The sequence below is a fragment of the uncultured Acinetobacter sp. genome (assembly GCF_947624825.1).
Taxonomy (GTDB): Bacteria; Pseudomonadota; Gammaproteobacteria; order Pseudomonadales; family Moraxellaceae; genus Acinetobacter.
Genome location: NZ_CANQLZ010000003.1, coordinates 49,577 through 69,531, shown reverse-complemented (window position 1 = coordinate 69,531; position 19,955 = coordinate 49,577). Strand labels below are relative to the sequence as shown.

Here is a 19,955-nt window from a genome sequence, read left to right as displayed (position 1 = left end):
ATGCGTTTGCTTTACTCGTCAAAACTTAAACGCACATTGGCGGTGGTTGGACGGGCTTGACAGCTAAGCACATAGCCTTTTTGTACTTCGTCTTCTTCAAGGCTGTAGTTGATTGCCATGTCTACTTCGCCTTCAAGCACCTTACATTTACACGTTGCACAGACCCCACCCTTACAGGCATAGGGTAAATCTGCACCTGCGCGTAATGCTGCATCCAAAATGCTGTCATCTTGCTTAGACACTTCAATGACCAATTCACGGCCATCTAAAATAATATTGACCTTCTCTTCACTGCGCTGTTGGATTTGTTGTGCCGATACTTTGTGTGCTGTGCCTGTATTAAAACGTTCAGTATGAATTTTGCTGCGCTCAATGCCTAAAGTCGGTAGGATCTGTTCAACGGCGCTCATCATCTCTTCAGGACCACAGGCAAAACAGTGGTCAGTGTCATGACGGATTAAGCCCGCTTTGGCAAGTTGCTGTAACTTAGCTGCGTCAATACGTCCATTAAAGATTTCGCTGTCGTTGAGTTCGCGCGAAAAGATATTCACGAGCTGTAAGCGTTGATGAAACTGATCTTTTAAATCCATGATTTGTTCAGCAAACATGGTCTGTTTCCATGAACGGTTGCCATAAACCAAAGTAAAAGTAGCATTGGGCTGACGATTCAACACTGCTTTTACAATAGATAAAATAGGGGTAATACCACTGCCTGCAGCAAAACCTAAATAATGTTGTCCGCCTAGCTTAGCCGCCTTTTGGAAAAACACGCCTTGTGGTGGCATGACTTCTAAGACATCGCCGGCTTTGAGTTGCTCATTGGCCCAAGTAGAAAATTGACCCTGCTCAATCTTTTTAATGGCAATACTCATATCTTCTTGCACATCACTGCAAATGGAGTAACAACGACGAATTTCACCTTGCTCAGTTAGATGACGAATAGTCAGATGTTGGCCTGGCTGATACTCAAAACTTGATGCTTGCTCAGGTTGCACCTCAAAAGAAATACAAATGGCATTTTCGGTTTGGGGCTGAATCGATTTAATGGTTAAGGGAACAAATAGACTCATTTTAAAATCCTTCTTTTATTTTTGTGGTGCTGTTGAGCACAGGGAGATTCTTTTAAATGCATTTAAAGTAATCAAATGGTTCTAGGCAATCTTGGCAGCGATATAATGCTTTACAGGCGGTTGAGCTAAACTCACTTAACAATTGAGTATGGTCACTATTGCAGCATGGACATGGCACCCCGTCTTGAAGTGCCACATGCGTACCACATAACTGTGCCGAACCCTGTGGTGGTGCAATCCCATAAGCACGTAGTTTTTCTTTGCCTGAATCTGTCATCCAATCCGTGGTCCATACTTCAGATAAATCCACAACCACTTTTACAGGATGAATGTCATGCGCCATTAATGCCGTTTCGATTTCTGCTTTAAGCAAATCGGTTGCCGGACAACCACTATAGGTTGGGGTTAAACGCACCACCACCTCTTGTGTGGCATTGAGTTCAACACCGCGAATCATGCCAAGATCAAGCACAGACAAAACTGGAATTTCTGGGTCACAGACCTGTTGTAAAATGTCCCAACATTGCTGTTCAACGTGTTGAATTCGATTCATGTCACTCACTCCCTGTGAATTTAGATTTACCACACCATATTTGGATAGCTACGCTGTATATATTGCAACTCGGCCAATACAAAACCTAAATGTTCGGTATGTAGACCCTGCTTGCCACCACTACGATAGGCACCTGTTTGAGGGAGTTCGAGCTCAAAACGTGTCAGCTCAGTTTGAATGGTCTCAAACCAGCGTTGAGGCAATAGATTTAAATCAGGAATAATATGTGCGTCGACTAATTGTTGTTCTTCGGCAGTCAAGACAAATAATTCTTCTGTAAAACGCCAAAGCTCATTTAAACCCTGTTGAATTTTATCGTGAGCCTCTTGGGTGCCTAAACTTAAGCGTTCCATCCAAGCGCTAGAAAAGCGTTGGTGATATTTCACTTCTTTTAAAGACTTAATCGCAAAAGCAGACAGTTGAGCGTGCGTGCTATTACTTAATGCAGCAAACAACAAAGCATGGTAATGATCCATCAACCACTGGCGTACAATCGTTTGTGCAAAATCGCCGTTAGGTTGTTCACAAAGCAAGAGATTGCGATATTCTCGCTCTGTACGAAAATATGCCAAGCGATCTTCATCACGACCTAAGCCTTCAACTTCACCTGCCAAAGACAGTGCGGTACGTGCTTGACCAAGCAGATCAAGACCAATATTAGAGATGGCAATATCTAGCTCAAGTTCCGGTGCATGACCACACCATTCAGCTAAACGATGTGACAAAATCAACTGACTATCGCCAATATGTAACAAAAATTCAGATAACGCTTTAGTATTCATTTGCTGTCGCCTCCCTTACATGTGCTCAATGCCGTGTGGAATATGGTAAAAGGTTGGATGGCGATAGACTTTATCCAAATGCGGCTCAAAAAATTCTGCTTTTTCATCGGGTTGTGAGCAGGTGATTAATTCTGACTTCACCACCCAAATACTGATTCCTTCATTACGGCGGGTATATACATCGCGCGCATTTTGCAGCGCAATTTCATCATCAGGTGCACGCAAACTGCCCACATGTCGATGACTTAAGCCTTGTTTACTCCGTACAAACACTTCGTATAAAGACCAATTGTTTTTGTTATTCATGATTTAACATCCTGTATTCAATTTAATTTTTTGCCGTTTTAAGCAATTTTGCGTGCATCTTGCTGTTGTTGTTTTTTGGCATAACTTGCTGCTGCGTCACGTACCCATTTTCCACCTTCCCAGGCTTTACGGCGTGCTTCGATACGTTCGTAGTTACATGGCCCTTTGCCTGCAAGAATTTCAAAAAATTCAGTCCAATTGACTTCACCAAAGTCATACTGGCCTGTTTCTTCATTCCATTTTAAGTCAGCATCTGGCACGGTTAAACCAAGCTGTAAGACTTGAGGCACGGTGTTATCAACGAATTTTTGACGTAAGGCATCGTTACTAAATAACTTAACTTTCCATGCCATGCTTTGTGCACTATTGGGTGAGCTATCATCACTTGGACCAAACATCATCAGCGCAGGCCACCAAAAACGATTGACTGCATCTTGTGCCATTTGTTTTTGTTCAGGTGTACCTTCTGCCAAGCGCATCATGGCTTCAAAGCCCTGACGCTGATGGAAACTCTCTTCTTTACAGATACGTACCATGGCACGTGCATAGGGACCATAAGAAGTACGGCACAAAGCCACTTGATTGACAATGGCTGCACCATCAACCAACCAACCGATTGCTGCCACATCTGCCCAAGTTAATGTAGGGTAGTTAAAAATTGACGAATACTTCATACGACCAGAAATGAGCTTATCCATCATGTCATCACGGTCAGCACCTAAGGTTTCAGCCGCGCTATACAGATATAAAGCATGTCCTGCTTCATCTTGAACTTTGGCCAGTAACACGGCCTTGCGCTTTAAAGTGGGTGCGCGGGTAATCCAGTTACCCTCAGGGAGCATCCCGACGACTTCAGAATGTGCATGCTGACCAATTTGGCGAATTAAGGTGTTTCGGTAAGCGTCTGGCATCCAATCCTTTGGCTCAATCGATACATTAGTGGCAATATTTTGGTCAAATATTTGTTGTTGCTTATTCATGTTAGCTCACTTATCCCAAGTGTTGTTCAATTCAAATTAAAACGATACACATTAAAAATCAATATGTATTTATTGGTATCATTAATAAATTTTTAGCTGTTTTTAATAAGTATATGTTTTATATTGTTTTATATTTTTAGTACAACAAGAATTAATTTTTCACCTGTGCTTTTTGATTGACAATCATTATTTTTAGAGGCAATTTATGAAACAAATAAAATATATTTAATTCTAACAACGTATCATAAATGGAGTTATACACATGTTGGATCTTGAGCAAAATACCCCCGATACCGCGCTTGTGACACTTGATGATGCAAGTCAAGCTGAACATTTACCGCGCTTAGGTTCATTGGTTTTGGGACAAGAATACGTTGCAAATACTGATTTACGTACTGTATTTCATGCCATTTCAGGGCAAGCGATTTACCAAGTCAGTAGCCATGGCATCAATACCAAAGCCTTGATTGAATATGCAAAACAATATGGCTCAAGCATAAGTGATTGGACTTTTCACCAACGTGCCAACGCCTTAAAACAAATTGCCCAATATTTATTAGAGCGTAACGAGGATTTTTATACATTGGCAACCGCCACTGGTTGTACGCGTAAAGATGCGTGGATTGATATTGAAGGTGGTATTGGTACTTTATTTGCCTATTCAAGTTTGGTACGTCGTGAGTTAAGTGACGAAAAAGTGTGGATTGAAGATGATTTTATTCAGCTTTCTAAGCAGGGTTCATTTGGTGCAAAACACTTACTCAGCCCGAAGGCTGGTGTAGCAGTTCATATTAATGCTTTTAACTTCCCAATTTGGGGAATGTTAGAGAAAATTGCACCCACTTTATTGGCAGGTGTACCTTGTATCGTCAAACCAGCCACTGAAGGTGCGCAGTTGACCCATGCTGTGGTTAAAGCTATTCATGAAAGTCAATTGCTTCCTCAAGGTGCGTTGCAACTCATTTGTGGTCAAACTTATGATTTATTTGATCATTTAAATGAACAAGATACCGTAACCTTTACAGGTTCTGCATCTACTGGGCAAAAATTACGTGCACATCCACATCTTAATGCTCGTTCCATTCCATTTAGCATGGAAGCTGATTCTGTAAATAGTGCGGTATTAACTGCACATGCATCGGATGAAACCATTGACTTATTTGTACGTGAAATTTTCCGTGAAATGACGACTAAAGCAGGTCAAAAATGTACAGCAATTCGCCGTGCTTTTGTGCCACAAGCACTGTTAAGTGCAGTAGAACAGCGCTTAATTGATAAACTTAAAAAAGTCGTTTTGGGTGATCCAACACAAGAAGGTGTCACCATGGGAGCACTCGCCAGCTATAAGCAAAAGCTTGATGTGAGTGAAAAAGTAGCATTGCTCGCCAAAGAGGCTGACATCGTTTTTGGAAGTCATCTACGACAAGATGTTGTAGCCAAAGGATCATATTCTGAAAAATCAGCTTTATATCCACCGACAGTTTTAGTGTGTCGCCAACCACTCCAAGCAAAAAATATTCATAACGTTGAAGCATTTGGACCTGTGGTCACTTTAATGCCATACACAACAGAGGCTGATTTAGCCACGTTGGTCGCGCGTGGTGAAGGTAGTTTGGTTGCATCAATTGTACGCAATACCAATGAAAATATTGAGAGTTTAGTTGCAAAAATGGCACCTTGGCATGGTCGGTTGCATATTTTAGACAGCCAAAGTGCACGTGAAAGTACAGGACATGGTTCGCCTTTACCCCTGTTGGTGCATGGTGGACCAGGTCGTGCCGGTGGCGGTGAGGAACTGGGTGGATTACGTGCGGTTAAACATTATATGCAACGTACGGCTTTACAAGGCTCTCCCAATGTACTGACACAAATTGGTCACCGTTGGACAGCAGGTGCTGATGTATTTGAAGATCGTGTGCATCCGTTTAAAAAATCTTTTGATGAATTACGTATAGGTGAGCGTTTATTAACAGCACGTCGTAGCATTACCGAAGCTGATATTGTCAGTTTTGCAGGCTTAAGCGGCGATTATTTCTATGCACATACTGACAAAATCGCCGCTGCAGAATCTTTATTTGGTGAACGCGTTGCGCACGGCTATTTTATTGTTTCAGCCGCTGCCGGTTTATTTGTAGACGCTGCTGCCGGGCCGGTCATTGCCAATTACGGCATGGATAACTTACGTTTTGTAGAACCGGTAAAAATTGGCGATACCATTCAAGTTGAATTAACCTGTAAGCAAAAAACCCCAAAAACTTTACGTGACCCAGCTCAAAAGCCACATGGTGTTGTTGTGTGGGACATTAAAGTGAAAAACCAACGTGGTGAGTTGGTTGCAACTTATGACATCCTAACGCTTGTGGAGCGTGATGTTTAAAACAGATGCGAACAACGAAGGGAATCAATATGATTCCCTTTTTTATTTTTTTAAAATAATTTGTATCTTTCCTACAGATGACATTGACGGCTGTAATTTTTCAGCCTAAATTAAAGAATATTGATACATATACAAATAATAAAAATAAATAATGTATCAAATATTACAAGCACTATATTTGCACAGGAAGTCGCAAAATGAATGATAAAACACTAACGGTGGAAAAAGTGGATGCTCCACTCAACCCACAAGCGCTGCAACGTGAAGTGAGTGCTCCAACACCCATTGAAACAGAGCAAACCGATAACACCCAAAACAGCAGTACTTACCAATGGTATGTGGTGCTGATCTGTATGGTCGCCTATATCTTATCTTTTGTAGACCGACAAATTTTATCGTTGATGATTGAGCCAATTAAAGCCGATTTGATGCTTTCAGACACCCAATTTAGCCTGTTGCAAGGTTTAGCCTTTTCTTTATTTTATGCTGTTATGGGTTTACCAATCGCAGCTTTAGCAGATAAAAAATCACGCATTAAAATCATTGCAACAGGTATTGCATTTTGGAGCTTAGCAACAGCTGCATGTGGACTAAGTAAAAACTTTGCTCAGATGTTTATCGCACGTTTAAGTGTAGGTGCAGGTGAAGCTGCTTTATCGCCTGCCTTTTACTCCATTGTTGCTGACTTATTTCCCAAAGAAAAAATTGGTCGTGCCTTAGGTGTATACGCTGTTGGTGCATTTATTGGTTCGGGGCTTGCTTTTTTAATTGGCGGCTATGTAATTAGTTTACTTAAAGATGTTAGCCAAGTGGTTTTACCTGTGGTAGGAGAGGTTAAAACTTGGCAGCTGACGTTTATGATTGTTGGTTTACCCGGTGTGTTATTGGCCTTGTTGATGGTGTTAACCGTACGTGAGCCTAAACGTAAGGGTTTAAAAATGGATCAAAATGGTGTTGCAGTTAAAGCATCATTTAAAAATTCCTTGGCATTTATTGGTCTACATAAAAAAACCTTTTTTTGTCACTTTATTGGTTTTTCTTTTTACACCATGATGCTGTATTCATTATTAGGTTGGGCACCAGCTTATTACATGCGTCATTTTGGTCTAGATGCAAGTCAAACAGGTTATATTCTGGGTATTATTATTTTGGTGGCCAATACTGCAGGTGCGTTGTTTTGTGGCTGGTTGATTGATTTCTTTTCCAAGAAAGGTTACAGCGACGCTGCCATGCGTGCCGGTTTAATTGGCTGCGCAGCATTGGTGATTCCAAGCGTGTTGTTTACTCAAGTTGACAATGTTTATGTGTCGTTCGCGCTTATTTTTGTTGCGATGTTTTTCTCAACCTTTCCGATTCCGGCATCCGCTGCTGCCACGCAAATGTTGACCCCAAATCAGTTGCGTGCTCAAGTTTCAGCAAAATTTTTACTGGTATCTAATCTCATTGCTTTAGGTATAGGCACTACAGCAGTGGCACTGATTACCGATCGTTATTTTGAAAACACCTTGATGGTAGGACATTCGATTTCTATTGTGAATGCAGTTGCAGGCTGTTTAGGCGTATTGTTGTTGTATAAAGGCTGTCAGTATTACCGCGCAAGCATGAAAGTCGAAAAACTTTCAAATTAAACATGCCATAAAATGGCATGCAAAACCCAACTCAAGACAAGCATTGTGCTTGTCTTTTTTTTGGATATCGCCAGCTAGGTTGACCAGCCTACCAAACCACATGAATTACAAAATGATCTTTTGGTTTTGCCCAACAAAGTCAAAAGATTTAAAATGAGTTCATATCGCTTCAAATCAAAATCATTCATCTGTTTCATTAGTCTACCTGCCAAAAGCTAGACATATTGAGTCATTAAACTGGTTGAAATTTAACTGCCGTCTAATCTTATAATATTGCTCGATGCAATGAATTAAAGTGTACTTCAGCTCATCCATAATGCTTTATTTTTATTAAAAATAGGCATTAAAAATCTTACCCATAAAAAAGCCCAGCGTGTGAGCACTGGGCTAAATAGACATGTCTTACATGTCAGGACAATCTCATCTTGTAGAAACCTTGTGGTGTGAGTTTTAGAAAATTAAATCTTCTTTTGATTCACACGTTTTGAAAGTTCTTCTGCACTTTCAACACGTTCAGAGTAACGATCAGTCAGATAAGCTGATTGCCCTCTGGTTAACAACGTAAATTTATAAAGCTCCTCCATCACATCGACAATTCTTTGGTAATAAGCAGACGGTTTCATACGCCCATCTTCCTCAAACTCAAGAAATGCTTTAGGTACTGAGGACTGATTTGGAATGGTGATCATCCGCATCCAACGTCCTAAAATACGCAATTGATTAACAGCATTAAATGACTGTGAACCGCCACAGACTTGCATCACTGCTAAAGTTTTACCTTGCGTTGCACGGATTGCACCTGCTGCTAATGGAATCCAATCAATTTGAGCTTTTAAAATTGAGCTCATTGCGCCATGACGCTCAGGCGAACACCATACCATGCCTTCTGACCAAGCTAAAAGCTCATGCAGTTCTTTGACCTTTGGATGTTGCATATCAGCATCTTCAGGCAGTGGTAGTCCTTTTGGATGGAAGATTTTCACCTCCGCACCAAAATATTCAAGGATGCGACCGGCTTCTTGAACAGCTAAACGACTATATGATCGATCACGATTTGAGCCATACAGAAGCAGGATTTTGGGTTGATGTTCAAGCTTTTTTGCCTGAACTTTTTCTAAAGTCGGCTTTTCTAAAAGACCAAGATCAATATTGGGTAAGTTCATGTAACTCATGCCTCTTTAAACACTTTTTTTCTCAGCCATAGCGAAACTGTCACTAAGACAATCAATACAGGTACTTCAACAAGCGGGCCAATCACGGTGGTGAACGCGACAGGTGAGGCGAGTCCAAAAGTGGCAATTGCAACAGCAAGTGCCAATTCAAAATTATTGCCTGCCGCAGTAAAGGAAATAGCAGTGGTTTTAGGGTAGTCATTGCCCATCCACTTACTCATAAAGAAGCTGATAAAGAACATCGCAACAAAGTAAATGGTCAAAGGAATAGCGATTCTAAGTACATCTAGAGGAAGGCTGACGACTTCGCCACCTTTCAGACTAAACATCGCTACGATGGTAAATAAAAGAGCGATCAGACTCAGTGGGCTGATTTTTGGAATAAATTTATCTTGATACCAATCCAAACCTTTATTTTTAACTAAAATTAATCGAGTTAAAAAACCAAGTAAGAATGGGATGCCGAGATAAATCAGTACCGCTTGGGTAATTGTCCAAAAACTCACATCAATAATTTGTGCTTTTACCCCAAAAAATGGCGGTAAGAAGGTTAAGAACAACCAAGCGTAGGTACTAAAGAATAAAATTTGGAAGATACTATTAAATGCGACTAAGGCTGCCACATACTGATTATCACCACCTGCCAAGTTATTCCAAACCAAGACCATTGCAATACAGCGGGCTAAACCAATCAGAATAAGCCCTGTTATGTATTCAGGATAGGCATGCAAAAAAATGATTGCCAATGCAAACATTAAGCAAGGTGCGATCAGCCAATTTTGAACTAAAGATAATACAAGGGTGCGCTTATCTTCAAAGACTTTGGGCAAGCTTGCATAGTCTACTTTGGCAAGGGGTGGATACATCATCAAGATAAGCCCGATTGCAATCGGGATATTGACTGAGTTGATGCTAAATTGATCGAGCAGCACGGATGTTTGAGGGAAAAATACCCCAATACCTACGCCTATTGCCATGGCAATAAAAATCCATAGCGTAAGGTTTCGATCTAAAAATGAGAGTTTTGAAGTGGCCATCCCATTACTCACATTGCATAGAGATTGATAAGTTGCTCGAAGGTGAATTCAGTACTTCATCCTTTAATACCTCAAGAATAGATGTTGCCCACACGGGTAAATCAGGATTTAAGCGGTAATACACCCACTGCCCTTTACGCTCATCCAGTAAAATTAACAAGTTACGCAGTAAAGCTAAGTGGCGAGAAATCTTAGGTTGGCTCAATTGTAAAATCTCTGTGATTTCACACACACAGACATTTTTTCTTTGTAAGATAATTTTTAAGATATCCAAACGAGTTTGGTCAGATAGACATTTAAAGAAATCTGCTTGATCCATAATCTAAACTCAAATATATGCTATTGCAAATATACGTATATCCATATATAAATGCAATATGATTCAGCTCTGAGTAAATATCATGTCATCAAACGTTAAGATCTATCACAACCCTGCGTGTGGAACATCAAGAAATACATTGGCTTTGATTCGTAATACAGGAGAAGAACCTGAAATTATTGAGTATCTTGTGAACCCGCCAAGCAAGAATGAGCTGATGGCTTTAATAGCACAAGCAGGTCTTTGTGTACGTGAAGCGCTTCGTCAAAATGTAGAACCTTTTGAAACGCTTAAATTGGATCGACCTCATTGGACAGATGAGCAGCTTATTCAGTTTATGCTTGAGCATCCAATTTTAATCAATCGCCCATTTGTCGTGACTGAATTGGGGGTGAAATTGTGTCGACCATCTGAAATTGTTTTAGATATTTTAGCTGTGCCTCAACGAGGTGCTTTTACCAAAGAAGATGGTGAAATGATCATTGATCAAGCGGGTCAGCGGATGAAATAAATCCGTTGCATGTATTTTAAAGTCATTACGCTTTAAAATTACGGTGAGCTTAAAAGTAACTTCGCAAGCGCCATGAGTTTAATGAGCATGACTAGATTGACTTCAATTGGTGATCGTTATAGTGAACATCTTGCGAAGGTGATGAAAATCATAACAAACTAAGCGATTTAGCCCTGATTTAAGGCTACATTTGATCATGCAATTGTCTTAAAATGGTCACCCTCGATTTTTGATAAATTGCTATGCATCTCATCTCCCCCTCGCCTAACGTTGCTTTGGTAAGTGATTTTAATGAATTGGTAACCACCAAATATCAAGGCACAATCAATGCCTTATGTTGGTCGCGAGCTTTGGTGGGTGATTTTAAAGAAATTGTGAGTCGCTTGACTTTAGAGGACAATGTCACCGAGGTATCCGTTGCGGACTTACTCGCGCTTGATTTATCCTTGCAAGGTGATTTAGCACGTCAAATCATTTTGAAAGACTTACAACAACTTACTGCGCTTGGTGCAGCACCAGTGCTGAATTTAATTCAGTGCTATGCACGCGATGATGAGCTCGATTTTATTGCAACTGATGTTTATTCATATCATGTGGATCGCTCACCTATAGCAACAGATACTTTTTTATGCACTTATCACGGCGCAGCCAGTGAACTGTTGCCCAATGATCAAGTTCAACAAAAAATCTTAATTCCAAGTGTTAAAGCGCAACTGTTGGCTTTGTATGAGGGACCTGAAGCTGGTTTTGAGCAGTTTTTAACAGAATATTTTTTTGATTTGCATTATCAGGCTTTACCAGATGCCAAGCCAATTAATGTGGGGGTAGGACATTTGTGGCGTTTGGCTGTTGATCATCCTACCCAAGAAGTTGCTCCTTGTGTGCATCGTGCACCGGTTGAAAAAGATGGTGAATATCGTCTATTGCTGATTTGTTAAAAAATACTGCCTAGAGATTCAGGCAGTATTGGCACCCTCTTATTGTGCAGTATAGCCGCCATCCATCACTACGGCTTGACCGGTAATAGCACCTGATTTGTCACTTGCCAAGAAAATTGCATAGTCGGCAATTTCTTCAACCGACAATAAACGCTTTTGCGGTACCATGGCCAAAATAACATCTTCAAGTGCATAGTCTTCACTGATTTGACGTGTCTTGGCTAAATCTACAATCTGACCACGCACTAAAGGTGTGTCGACATAGCCCGGACATAAAGCATTGACGGTAATTCCCTCACGGGCACATTCTAAGGCAGCAACTTTAGTCAATCCAATGACCCCATGTTTGGCACTGTTATAGCCGGCTTTACCTGCAAAACCAATTAAACCGTTAATCGATGCCATATTAATAATGCGTCCAAATTTCTGACGTTTCATAATGGGTAAAACATGTTTAATGCCAATAAATGCCCCCACTAACATGACATCGAGGAGTTTTTGAAAAGTTGCAGTCGGGAACTCTTCAATGATGGCCACATGCTGAAAGCCTGCATTATTAATTAAAATGTCTAAGTGCCCAAAATGCGTATGGCTGTCTTGAATGGCCTGTTGATATTGGGACTCATCGCTGACGTCACACGGCGCACTTAAGACCTCAAAGCCTTGTTGTTGTAGCTGTTGTGCAGCTTGCTGGCATTTTTCCACATTGACATCACAAATCACGACTTTTGCACCAGCTTGGGCAAATTTTTGCGCAATCTTGAGCCCAATGCCACTGGCAGATCCTGTAATAAAAGCCACTTTATCTTTTAAAAGTTGTTCCATGCTTATCTTCCTTGAATTTTATACGCTGCCCAACCATATCGTGCCCGATCCTGTAAAGTGTGTGATTATGGTTTTATGGTCAAACTATGATTAGGCAATTTTTTATAGGTTAGTCTTATAGCGTGGCAAGCCAATCACCGTGCTGTTATCACAGCTACAATATAAACTTTAAGCTAAAAAACCTACGATCATTTAGCACTATAAAAGAAACATAGACTTGAATAGGTTGAAAATAATGCTTGGTTAATAAGAAAAACTCATGAATACTGAGCACTTTAAAAAAAACCAGACTCGCTTTGCTTGGCAAGCTTGAACAAAAATGAAGACCTACAATGACCTTTAAACAATTAAAAGCCTTTTTAGTGTTGGCACGTACCTTAAACTATGCACAAGCCGCCAATGAATTATGCCTGACCCAATCGGCTTTGAGTTTATGTATTAAAACTCTAGAGGAGGAATTGGGAGGTAAATTATTTATACGCAGTACACGCCGTGTGGACATGAGTCCTGAAGGGCAAGTGCTCATGCCTTATGCAAAAAAAGTATTGGCGCAATGGGAAGAAATGGAAAAAGATGTCAAACAGCGCTTTGAGTTTCATCGTGGAACGCTCAATGTTGCATCAATGAGTTTTGTCACGCATTCTGTGTTACCGCAAGTCATCTATGCGTTTTCACAGCAACACCCAAATATTCATTTTTCCATTCATGACATTACCCACGAGAAAATTCTTGAAAAAGTGCAAGAGGGATTTTTTGAAATCGGGATTTGTTTTGAGCCAAAAAACCATCCTCAACTGATGTTTAAACCCCTGTTTTCTGAAGGCTTCGTGGCACTCATTCCTAAACAACACCATTTAAGTCAACGTGATCGCATCACGTGGTTAGAGCTGTGTTCAGAGCCTTTTGTGACCCTACAACGGCCTTCTATTGTACGACATATTCTAGAGCAGCATTGCCAAGTTCACGGCATTGGCTTAAATGTGAAAGTTGAATGCCATCATATCAATGCTTTGGCACATTTTACTGCACATGGTTTAGGGGTAAGTGCCATTCCACGGCATTTTCAAGGACATATTGATTTACAGCAACACTGCTTAATTGAAATCGAAGATCACGGTGAATTATTAGATGTAGGTGTGGTTTATAATAAAAATGGGCAACTGTCTCATCTATCTGAGCGCTTTTTGCATATGTTGTTGCAACATGATTTTACTTGATACGCTTAAATAAAGCCTCTTTAGGTTTTTAAAAGGCCTTCATCTTAAATGTTAAGGCCCTTGATGATTAAACTACAGTTTTACGTGCATAAATGTTTTCTAAGGTGTCAACCAAAGTACGTGTGGTCTGATCAATCTCAAAATTAACTTGATCTCCGATTTGCATCTGACCAAATTTAGTTAAACGTAAGGTTTCTGGAATTAAATTCACTGAAATTTGCTCAGCGGCTAAATCTACCCGGTTAATGGTTAGACTACAGCCATGTAAGCCAATAAAGCCTTTTAAGAAAAAGTACTTCATACACTGTGTTGGAATTTGAATATCAAACTGTACCGTCTGCCCAATATGAAGGATGTTGACGATTTTAGCTGTGCCTTCAATATGCCCGTACAGGTTATGTCCACCATTTTCCATGCCCATTTTAAATGAACGTTCAATATTGACCACATCATCTTCTTTTAACTGACCCAATGTAGTCAAATCAAGGCTGACCTGTCCGATATCAAAACTGACTAAGCTTTTATCTTCACTGATGCCGGTCACTGTTAAACATGTGCCATCAAGCGCAATACTCGCGCCAATAAAAGCATCATTCATAAAGCCCTTTTGGTTGCTGACAAAAATGGTATGAAAACCATCATGCTGTTCAATCGCCTCAATGCGTTCAGTCCCAAGCACAATACCGGTATACATTGTCATTCTCATGTGTTTAAACAGCTTGCTAATATAGCAGACGTGATTGTGCTTTTGCCCATAAAATCATGGCAATTTTTTACTTTGAGCTGCAAATTGAGTGCACTTTTTCATGCTTTGTAAGTGAGGCTTGAATATGATCGGTATTTGGCTCATCATGCTTGAAAATTAGAATAAAACTTCCTCTTTTGTGCTTAGGATTATCCACCATGCTGCTCAGATATTTGCCTCAATTAACGCCAAACACTGCCACGCTGATTGGCTTAAGCGCAGTGTTTTTGTGGAGCAGTAACGTGGGATTAATGCGTAGTGTGAGTCAAAGTTTTGGTGCTGTGGCAGGTGCGGCATTGATTTATACCCTAGCCACACTCATTTTATTTTTTACCATTGGCTTACCTAAGTTAAAAGACGTGCCTAAGCGTTATTTATTTTGGGGCAGTTTATTGTTTATTGCCTATGAATTATGCTTTGCCCTTGCCATTGGCTATGCACAAAATTCTCGCCAAGCGATTGAAGTGGGCATGATCAATTATCTATGGCCGACTTTTACTTTGTTATTTGCCATTTTATTGAACAATGTCAAAGCCAATGGCCTAATAGTGCCGGGTTGTGCGGCTGCTATGATTGGGATTTTTTTGGTATTGTCCGCTGAAACTGGGCTGAATATGGCGCAAGTATGGGCCAACTTACTCAGTAATCCACTCAGTTATAGCTTGGCTTTTGCAGCAGCCATTCTATGGGGCTTGTATTGTGCAGTCACGGTACGCACTTCCCAAGGACATAATGTGGTGACTTTGTTTTTTGCCTTAGTGGCGGTGGTGTTATGGATAAAATATGCTTTTATTGGGGCACCAAGTTTAATTTTTACCGTAGACAATAGCTTGATTTTACTGCTGGCTGCTGCAGGACTTGGCTTAGGATATGGCACATGGAACATCGGGATTTTATCTGGCAACATGACCTTGTTGGCAGGAGCATCTTACTTTACTCCGGTATTGTCTGCTGTATTTGCCGCATTTTTTCTGAGTACCAGTTTGTCGTGGATCTTTTGGCAAGGGGTGTTGTGCGTGACTTTGGGGGCTGTGTTGTGTTGGCTCGCCACCAGACAAAAATCCAGTTAAAATTAAAGGGCTGATCTTCGCATCAATCTATTCAAGATTTTTGCAATAATTACCAACAGCACAGCCCCAGTCAAGACTGGAAACAGCAAAAAATCCCAGCCATAGTGCACCTGTTGGTATGTCAACAAAATTACCAAAGGATTGGCACCTGCAGGGGGATGAATGCACTTTAAACATTGCATGACAGCAATGGCAATGCCTACTGCTAGAGCAATGGTGAATGCGTGTATAGGAAAAAATTCTAAGAACAGCAATCCCACATAAGCACTACTCACATGCCCCAAAATCACATTTTTCGCTTGCGCTAAGGGAGAATGTGGTACAGCGTACAACAATACACAGCTTGCACCAAAGGGTGCCATAATCCACACATAATCACTGACTTGGCTTAATTGCAACAGTATAAAAATACTCAATGTTCCACCTAAGCAACCGCGTAGTGCGTCTATACCAACCGCTCGATTTATCCCTGTTTGTTCAAGTAATCTCATTATGTAGATCCGTAACTTGTCTTTTTAACATCATACCGATAGAATTAAAATAGTACAGACCTGTACAGTTTTATTTTAAGGAATTTTATGTCTAAATCTGCGCTTAAAATTTTAACCACAGCAGAACATCTGTTTAATCAGCACAGTTTTACTGCTGTCGGGGTAGATCTCATTCGGGATGTGTCAGGTTGCTCTAAAACCACACTATATAGCCACTATAAAAATAAGCAGCAGCTGATTGTTGCGGTACTTAAAAAGCGCGATGAAAAATTTCAAGGTGATTTACAAACTGCCTTAGATGGTTTGTCTGGAATGGACGCCATTTTGGCTCTGCTCGATTGGCATGTGGCGTGGTTTTTACAAGATGATTTTAAAGGCTGTTTATTCGTTCGGGCTGTGGCTGAAACCGATGATAGTCATGACGCAATCTTACAAATTGCGCAACAACATAAATATATGGTTTATCAATTGGTTGAAAAAAGTTGTCAGCACATACAACAAGGCCAATGGACTGATCTGATTTATACACTGATTGAAGGTTTAATCAGTCGTTGTTTGATTGAAGGGGTAAAGCCGATATGGATTGAGCAACTTAAAATGCAAATTCAGCAGCTCTTGTTGGGCAAAGAGTCGCAGGTATGATTTTAAGCATACCTGCTGTTATTTAAACAGAAACTGGCGGAAAACCATCTTCTGTTAAAGCGGCAATGAGTTGTGCTGCATCAAGTTGGCTCTCAATTTCAACCAATTTGCTGGCAACATCAATATTCACTTGTGCGTTTGGGTCGAGATCTTGAATGGTGGCTGTGACACTGCGTGCGCAACCGCCACAGGTCATGTTATCAATATGAAATTTCATGCTCGTTTCTCCTAAGATTTGAGTTAAAATACTACATTCAGGGGTGTCATCACCACGACACTGCACCAGCGATTGAGTTAATTTTTGACGCATTTGTTGTAGGCTATGAATCTTTTCATCCAACGCGATAATGTGTGATAAGGTCAGTGCCTTTACCTCACGGCTGGTGCGCGCCGGATTGTGCCATAGTGCTAATAGGGTTTGAATTTTGTTCAAATCAAAACCTAATTCACGGGCATTTTTAATGAATTTTAAGGTTTCTACGTGCTGTGGGGTATATTCTCGATAACCATTGGCACGCCGTGTGGCTTGAATTAAGCCGATCTGTTCATAATAACGAATCATTTTGGCTGAAATACCGCTTTGCGCAGCCACCAAACCAATGTTCATGTTTTTATCTCATATTGGGCCTGAAAACCGCGTAAACGTAACGCATTGCTCAGCACAAACACAGAGGATAAGGCCATGGCAGCAGCAGCAAACATTGGCGACAATAAAATGCCAAACATTGGATAGAGTAAACCTGCTGCAATTGGAATCAGTGCAGCATTGTAGATAAACGCCCAAAATAAATTTTGGCGAATATTGTTCATTGTGGCATGACTTAATGCAATGGCATTGGCGACGCCGTGTAGATGACCTGACATCAGCACCACTTCTGCTGCTTCAATGGCAATATCAGTACCTGTACCCACCGCAATTCCAATATCTGCTTGTGCTAAGGCAGGTGCATCGTTAATCCCATCGCCCACAAATGCCACATGTCCGTATTGTTGTAATGCCTGAATGGCAGTCACTTTGCCTGCAGGTAAAACTTCGGCAATCACCTGATCAATCTTTAACTGTTTGGCAATCGCTTGCGCTGTGTGCTGTTGGTCGCCTGTAATCATAGCGACCTGAATACCTCGCTCATGCAATGCCTGAATGGCAGAGATACTGCTTGGCTTAATCGGGTCTGCAACAGCTAAAATTCCCGCAAGTTGTTGATCAATGGCAATAAAAATCGGGGTTTTGGCTGCTTGCCCCCACTCTTGGCTTAAAGCGAGCAGCTGTTGGGTGTCAATGTTGAGTTGTTGCATCAGACGTTCAGCGCCAATATGCAAGGTATGTCCGTCAACACAAGCTTGAATACCATAGCCCACGTGGGCTTGAAAGTCTGTGGCATGATAATACGGCAGTGCTAAATCATCTGCAGCTTTGACAATGGCATGTGCAATGGGATGTTCAGATTGTCGTTCTACTGCCGCAACCAAACTTAACACGCGTTGCTCGTCAAAATGCTCAAGCACATGTACATCGGTGAGCTGAGGCTTGCCTTCAGTTAATGTGCCTGTCTTATCAAAAGCCACCACTTTGGCTTGTTGTAACAGTTGCAGGGCTTGACCTTGGCGAAATAAGATGCCTAATTCCGCGCCGCGTCCTGTACCCACCATAATGGAGGTGGGTGTTGCCAATCCCATCGCACAGGGACAGGCAATAATTAACACCGCCACAGCATTGACCAAAGCAAAGCTCAGACTCGGTTGCGGACCAAATAACCACCATACGATAAAGGTCAGTACAGACAAGAGCATAACCACCGGCACAAACCACGAAGTCACTTGATCAATCAAGGCTTGGATGGGTAATTTCCCGCCTTGTGCCTGTTCTACCATACGAATAATCTGTGCCAAAAGCGTATCTTGTCCCACAGCGGTTACACGCACTTTCAAGTAACCATTTTGGTTAATGGTACCGGCCACCACGGCGTCACCGACCTGTTTGGTCACTGCCATGGGTTCGCCACTGATCATGGATTCATCTACAAAGCTTTGCCCTTCTACAATCTGTCCATCTGTGGCAATTCGCTCTCCGGGACGTACCAAAAGCATCATCTTGGCTTGGACATTTTGAATGGCAATTTCAACGCTTTGCCCATCTTGTTCAATATGCGCAGTCTTAGGCTGTAAACCAAGCAAATGTTGAATCGCAAGCGAGGTGCGACCTTTGGCACGTGCTTCAAAATAACGCCCAAGTAACACCAGCGCTACAATCACGGCGGCAGCTTCAAAATATACATTTAAGCTTGCAGCAGGTAAGAGATGGGGTAAAAACGTCGCGACCACCGAGTAGCTATAGGCGGCAAGTGTGCCGATTGCAACCAAAGAGTTCATATCAGGATGTAAGCGCCAAAGTGCGCTGAAGCCTTTTTGATAAAAATGCCGTCCCGGAACAATTAAAATTATGCTAGTGAGTAGCCATTGCAGCACCCAACTGTTGTATTGTCCGAGTGTTGATAAAATCCAATGATGAAAAGCAGGGATTAAATGTCCACCCATTTCCAAAATAAAGACAGGCAACGCTAAAACCGTTGCAAGGATTAAATCACGTTTTAAATGGTGCTGTTGCTGTTGTTTTCCATCCTGTGGAGCATCTTGAGTTAAATAGGCGTCAAAACCGGATTTTTTAACCTGTTGAATCAAAAGTTCAGGGTCCACCACATGCTCAACAGTAATCGTGGCTTGTTCAGTGCTTAAATTAACTTGCGCATTGCTCACACCCACCACTTTTTTTAAAGCTTTTTCAACCCGCGCCACACAAGAGGCACAGCTCATGCCCACAATATGTAATTGAATCTGCGCTAAACGAACATCAAATCCTGATTTTTGTACGGCTTGAATCAGTTGCTGCTGCGTAATGCTGCTTAAAGCATGGACCTGTGCCTGTTCAGTGGCTAAATTGACATGAGCTTGTAGTACCCCTGCAACTTTTTTTAAGGCTTTTTCAACGCGTGCAACGCAAGAGGCACAAGTCATGCCTTGAATATTTAACTCATAACAATGCACTGCTAAATCAAAGCCTGCTCTTTGCACCGCCTTTTGCAAGGCAAGATAATCAAGCTGTTCAGCCTGCACATCGGCGCGTTCGGTAGCAAGGTTGACATGCGCAGTCACGCCTTCAACTTTATTTAAGGCTTTTTCAACCCGTGCTACACAAGAGGCACAGGTCATGCCTAAAATTTGTAGTTGAACCGATTGCATTGTTCTATCCTTTACCTACCAAGCCTTACACATAGAATAAACCTTCCCATGATAG

Annotated in this window: 20 protein-coding genes; 7 read left to right on the top strand and 13 right to left on the bottom strand. The window is 41.4% G+C overall.

Going from position 1 to position 19,955, the window contains the following annotated elements; genetic code table 11:
- Positions 1 to 11 precede the first annotated feature (11 nt).
- The 5 genes from paaE to paaA are packed head-to-tail and all read right to left on the bottom strand — an operon-like array spanning position 12 to position 3,691.
- A complete protein-coding gene (gene paaE, locus Q0017_RS01740) occupies positions 12 to 1,070 on the bottom strand; it encodes a 1,2-phenylacetyl-CoA epoxidase subunit PaaE (protein WP_298142015.1) in 1,059 nt (352 codons plus the stop codon).
- A gap of 52 nt (positions 1,071 to 1,122) precedes the next feature.
- Positions 1,123 to 1,623 carry a 1,2-phenylacetyl-CoA epoxidase subunit PaaD gene (paaD, locus tag Q0017_RS01735; protein ID WP_298142013.1) on the bottom strand — a complete coding sequence of 167 codons (501 nt, stop codon included), beginning with the start codon at positions 1,621 to 1,623 and terminating at the stop codon, positions 1,123 to 1,125.
- 26 nt (positions 1,624 to 1,649) lie between these two features.
- Positions 1,650 to 2,405: a 1,2-phenylacetyl-CoA epoxidase subunit PaaC gene (gene paaC, locus Q0017_RS01730; RefSeq protein ID WP_298142011.1), complete on the bottom strand. Its 756-nt coding sequence runs from the start codon at positions 2,403 to 2,405 to the stop codon at positions 1,650 to 1,652.
- Positions 2,406 to 2,420: 15 nt separating this feature from the next.
- A complete protein-coding gene (gene paaB, locus Q0017_RS01725; RefSeq protein WP_298142009.1) occupies positions 2,421 to 2,711 on the bottom strand; it encodes a 1,2-phenylacetyl-CoA epoxidase subunit PaaB in 291 nt (96 codons plus the stop codon).
- A 38-nt stretch (positions 2,712 to 2,749) separates the two neighbouring features.
- Positions 2,750 to 3,691 (bottom strand): 1,2-phenylacetyl-CoA epoxidase subunit PaaA, encoded by a 942-nt coding sequence (paaA, locus tag Q0017_RS01720; protein ID WP_298142007.1) that lies wholly within the window; start codon positions 3,689 to 3,691, stop codon positions 2,750 to 2,752.
- 262 nt (positions 3,692 to 3,953) lie between these two features.
- Between paaA and paaZ the strand changes: the two genes are divergently transcribed.
- Both paaZ and Q0017_RS01710 read left to right on the top strand, forming a co-directional pair.
- On the top strand, positions 3,954 to 6,068 hold the full coding sequence (paaZ, locus tag Q0017_RS01715) for a phenylacetic acid degradation bifunctional protein PaaZ (protein WP_298142005.1): 2,115 nt from the start codon (positions 3,954 to 3,956) through the stop codon (positions 6,066 to 6,068).
- 197 nt (positions 6,069 to 6,265) lie between these two features.
- On the top strand, positions 6,266 to 7,696 hold the full coding sequence (locus Q0017_RS01710; RefSeq protein WP_298142004.1) for an MFS transporter: 1,431 nt from the start codon (positions 6,266 to 6,268) through the stop codon (positions 7,694 to 7,696).
- A gap of 458 nt (positions 7,697 to 8,154) precedes the next feature.
- On the opposite strand, the gene arsH is transcribed toward Q0017_RS01710, so the two are convergent.
- Genes arsH through Q0017_RS01695 form a run of 3 tightly spaced genes read right to left on the bottom strand, consistent with a single transcriptional unit; the run spans position 8,155 to position 10,224 of the window.
- Positions 8,155 to 8,859, bottom strand: coding sequence for an arsenical resistance protein ArsH (gene arsH / locus Q0017_RS01705; protein ID WP_298142002.1), 705 nt, complete (start codon positions 8,857 to 8,859; stop codon positions 8,155 to 8,157).
- Between the two features lie 5 nt (positions 8,860 to 8,864).
- On the bottom strand, positions 8,865 to 9,905 hold the full coding sequence (gene arsB, locus Q0017_RS01700) for an ACR3 family arsenite efflux transporter (RefSeq protein ID WP_298142000.1): 1,041 nt from the start codon (positions 9,903 to 9,905) through the stop codon (positions 8,865 to 8,867).
- 4 nt (positions 9,906 to 9,909) lie between these two features.
- Complete coding sequence (locus Q0017_RS01695) at positions 9,910 to 10,224, bottom strand: metalloregulator ArsR/SmtB family transcription factor (RefSeq protein ID WP_298141998.1); 315 nt, start codon at positions 10,222 to 10,224, stop codon at positions 9,910 to 9,912.
- An 82-nt stretch (positions 10,225 to 10,306) separates the two neighbouring features.
- Here Q0017_RS01695 and arsC point away from each other — a divergent pair, with 82 nt between their 5' ends.
- Together arsC and Q0017_RS01685 are read left to right on the top strand one after the other, a co-directional pair.
- A complete protein-coding gene (arsC, locus tag Q0017_RS01690; RefSeq protein ID WP_298141996.1) occupies positions 10,307 to 10,735 on the top strand; it encodes an arsenate reductase (glutaredoxin) in 429 nt (142 codons plus the stop codon).
- Between the two features lie 242 nt (positions 10,736 to 10,977).
- Positions 10,978 to 11,673: a DUF1826 domain-containing protein gene (locus Q0017_RS01685; protein WP_298141994.1), complete on the top strand. Its 696-nt coding sequence runs from the start codon at positions 10,978 to 10,980 to the stop codon at positions 11,671 to 11,673.
- 39 nt (positions 11,674 to 11,712) lie between these two features.
- On the opposite strand, the gene Q0017_RS01680 is transcribed toward Q0017_RS01685, so the two are convergent.
- The gene (locus Q0017_RS01680) at positions 11,713 to 12,498 is read right to left on the bottom strand and encodes a 3-hydroxybutyrate dehydrogenase (RefSeq protein ID WP_298141992.1); all 786 of its coding nucleotides are present in this window, start codon (positions 12,496 to 12,498) and stop codon (positions 11,713 to 11,715) included.
- A gap of 332 nt (positions 12,499 to 12,830) precedes the next feature.
- Here Q0017_RS01680 and Q0017_RS01675 point away from each other — a divergent pair, with 332 nt between their 5' ends.
- Positions 12,831 to 13,715 carry a LysR family transcriptional regulator gene (locus Q0017_RS01675; RefSeq protein ID WP_298141990.1) on the top strand — a complete coding sequence of 295 codons (885 nt, stop codon included), beginning with the start codon at positions 12,831 to 12,833 and terminating at the stop codon, positions 13,713 to 13,715.
- 67 nt (positions 13,716 to 13,782) lie between these two features.
- On the opposite strand, the gene Q0017_RS01670 is transcribed toward Q0017_RS01675, so the two are convergent.
- Complete coding sequence (locus Q0017_RS01670) at positions 13,783 to 14,409, bottom strand: riboflavin synthase subunit alpha (protein ID WP_298142037.1); 627 nt, start codon at positions 14,407 to 14,409, stop codon at positions 13,783 to 13,785.
- Positions 14,410 to 14,618: 209 nt separating this feature from the next.
- On the opposite strand from Q0017_RS01670, the gene yddG reads away from it, so the two are divergent.
- A complete protein-coding gene (gene yddG / locus Q0017_RS01665) occupies positions 14,619 to 15,530 on the top strand; it encodes an aromatic amino acid DMT transporter YddG (protein WP_298141988.1) in 912 nt (303 codons plus the stop codon).
- A gap of 2 nt (positions 15,531 to 15,532) precedes the next feature.
- Here the strand turns inward: yddG and Q0017_RS01660 are convergent, their stop codons facing one another.
- Positions 15,533 to 16,021: an HPP family protein gene (locus Q0017_RS01660; protein ID WP_298141986.1), complete on the bottom strand. Its 489-nt coding sequence runs from the start codon at positions 16,019 to 16,021 to the stop codon at positions 15,533 to 15,535.
- Between the two features lie 87 nt (positions 16,022 to 16,108).
- On the opposite strand from Q0017_RS01660, the gene Q0017_RS01655 reads away from it, so the two are divergent.
- Entirely contained in the window at positions 16,109 to 16,663 is a 555-nt protein-coding gene (locus Q0017_RS01655) for a TetR/AcrR family transcriptional regulator (protein ID WP_298141985.1), read from the top strand.
- 22 nt (positions 16,664 to 16,685) lie between these two features.
- Here the strand turns inward: Q0017_RS01655 and cueR are convergent, their stop codons facing one another.
- Together cueR and Q0017_RS01640 are read right to left on the bottom strand one after the other, a co-directional pair.
- Complete coding sequence (cueR, locus tag Q0017_RS13730; RefSeq protein WP_367277089.1) at positions 16,686 to 17,270, bottom strand: Cu(I)-responsive transcriptional regulator; 585 nt, start codon at positions 17,268 to 17,270, stop codon at positions 16,686 to 16,688.
- On the bottom strand, positions 17,267 to 19,900 hold the full coding sequence (locus Q0017_RS01640; protein WP_298141984.1) for a heavy metal translocating P-type ATPase: 2,634 nt from the start codon (positions 19,898 to 19,900) through the stop codon (positions 17,267 to 17,269). Before Q0017_RS01640 ends, cueR begins: the two co-directional genes overlap by 4 nt.
- Between the last annotated feature and the right edge of the window lie 55 nt (positions 19,901 to 19,955).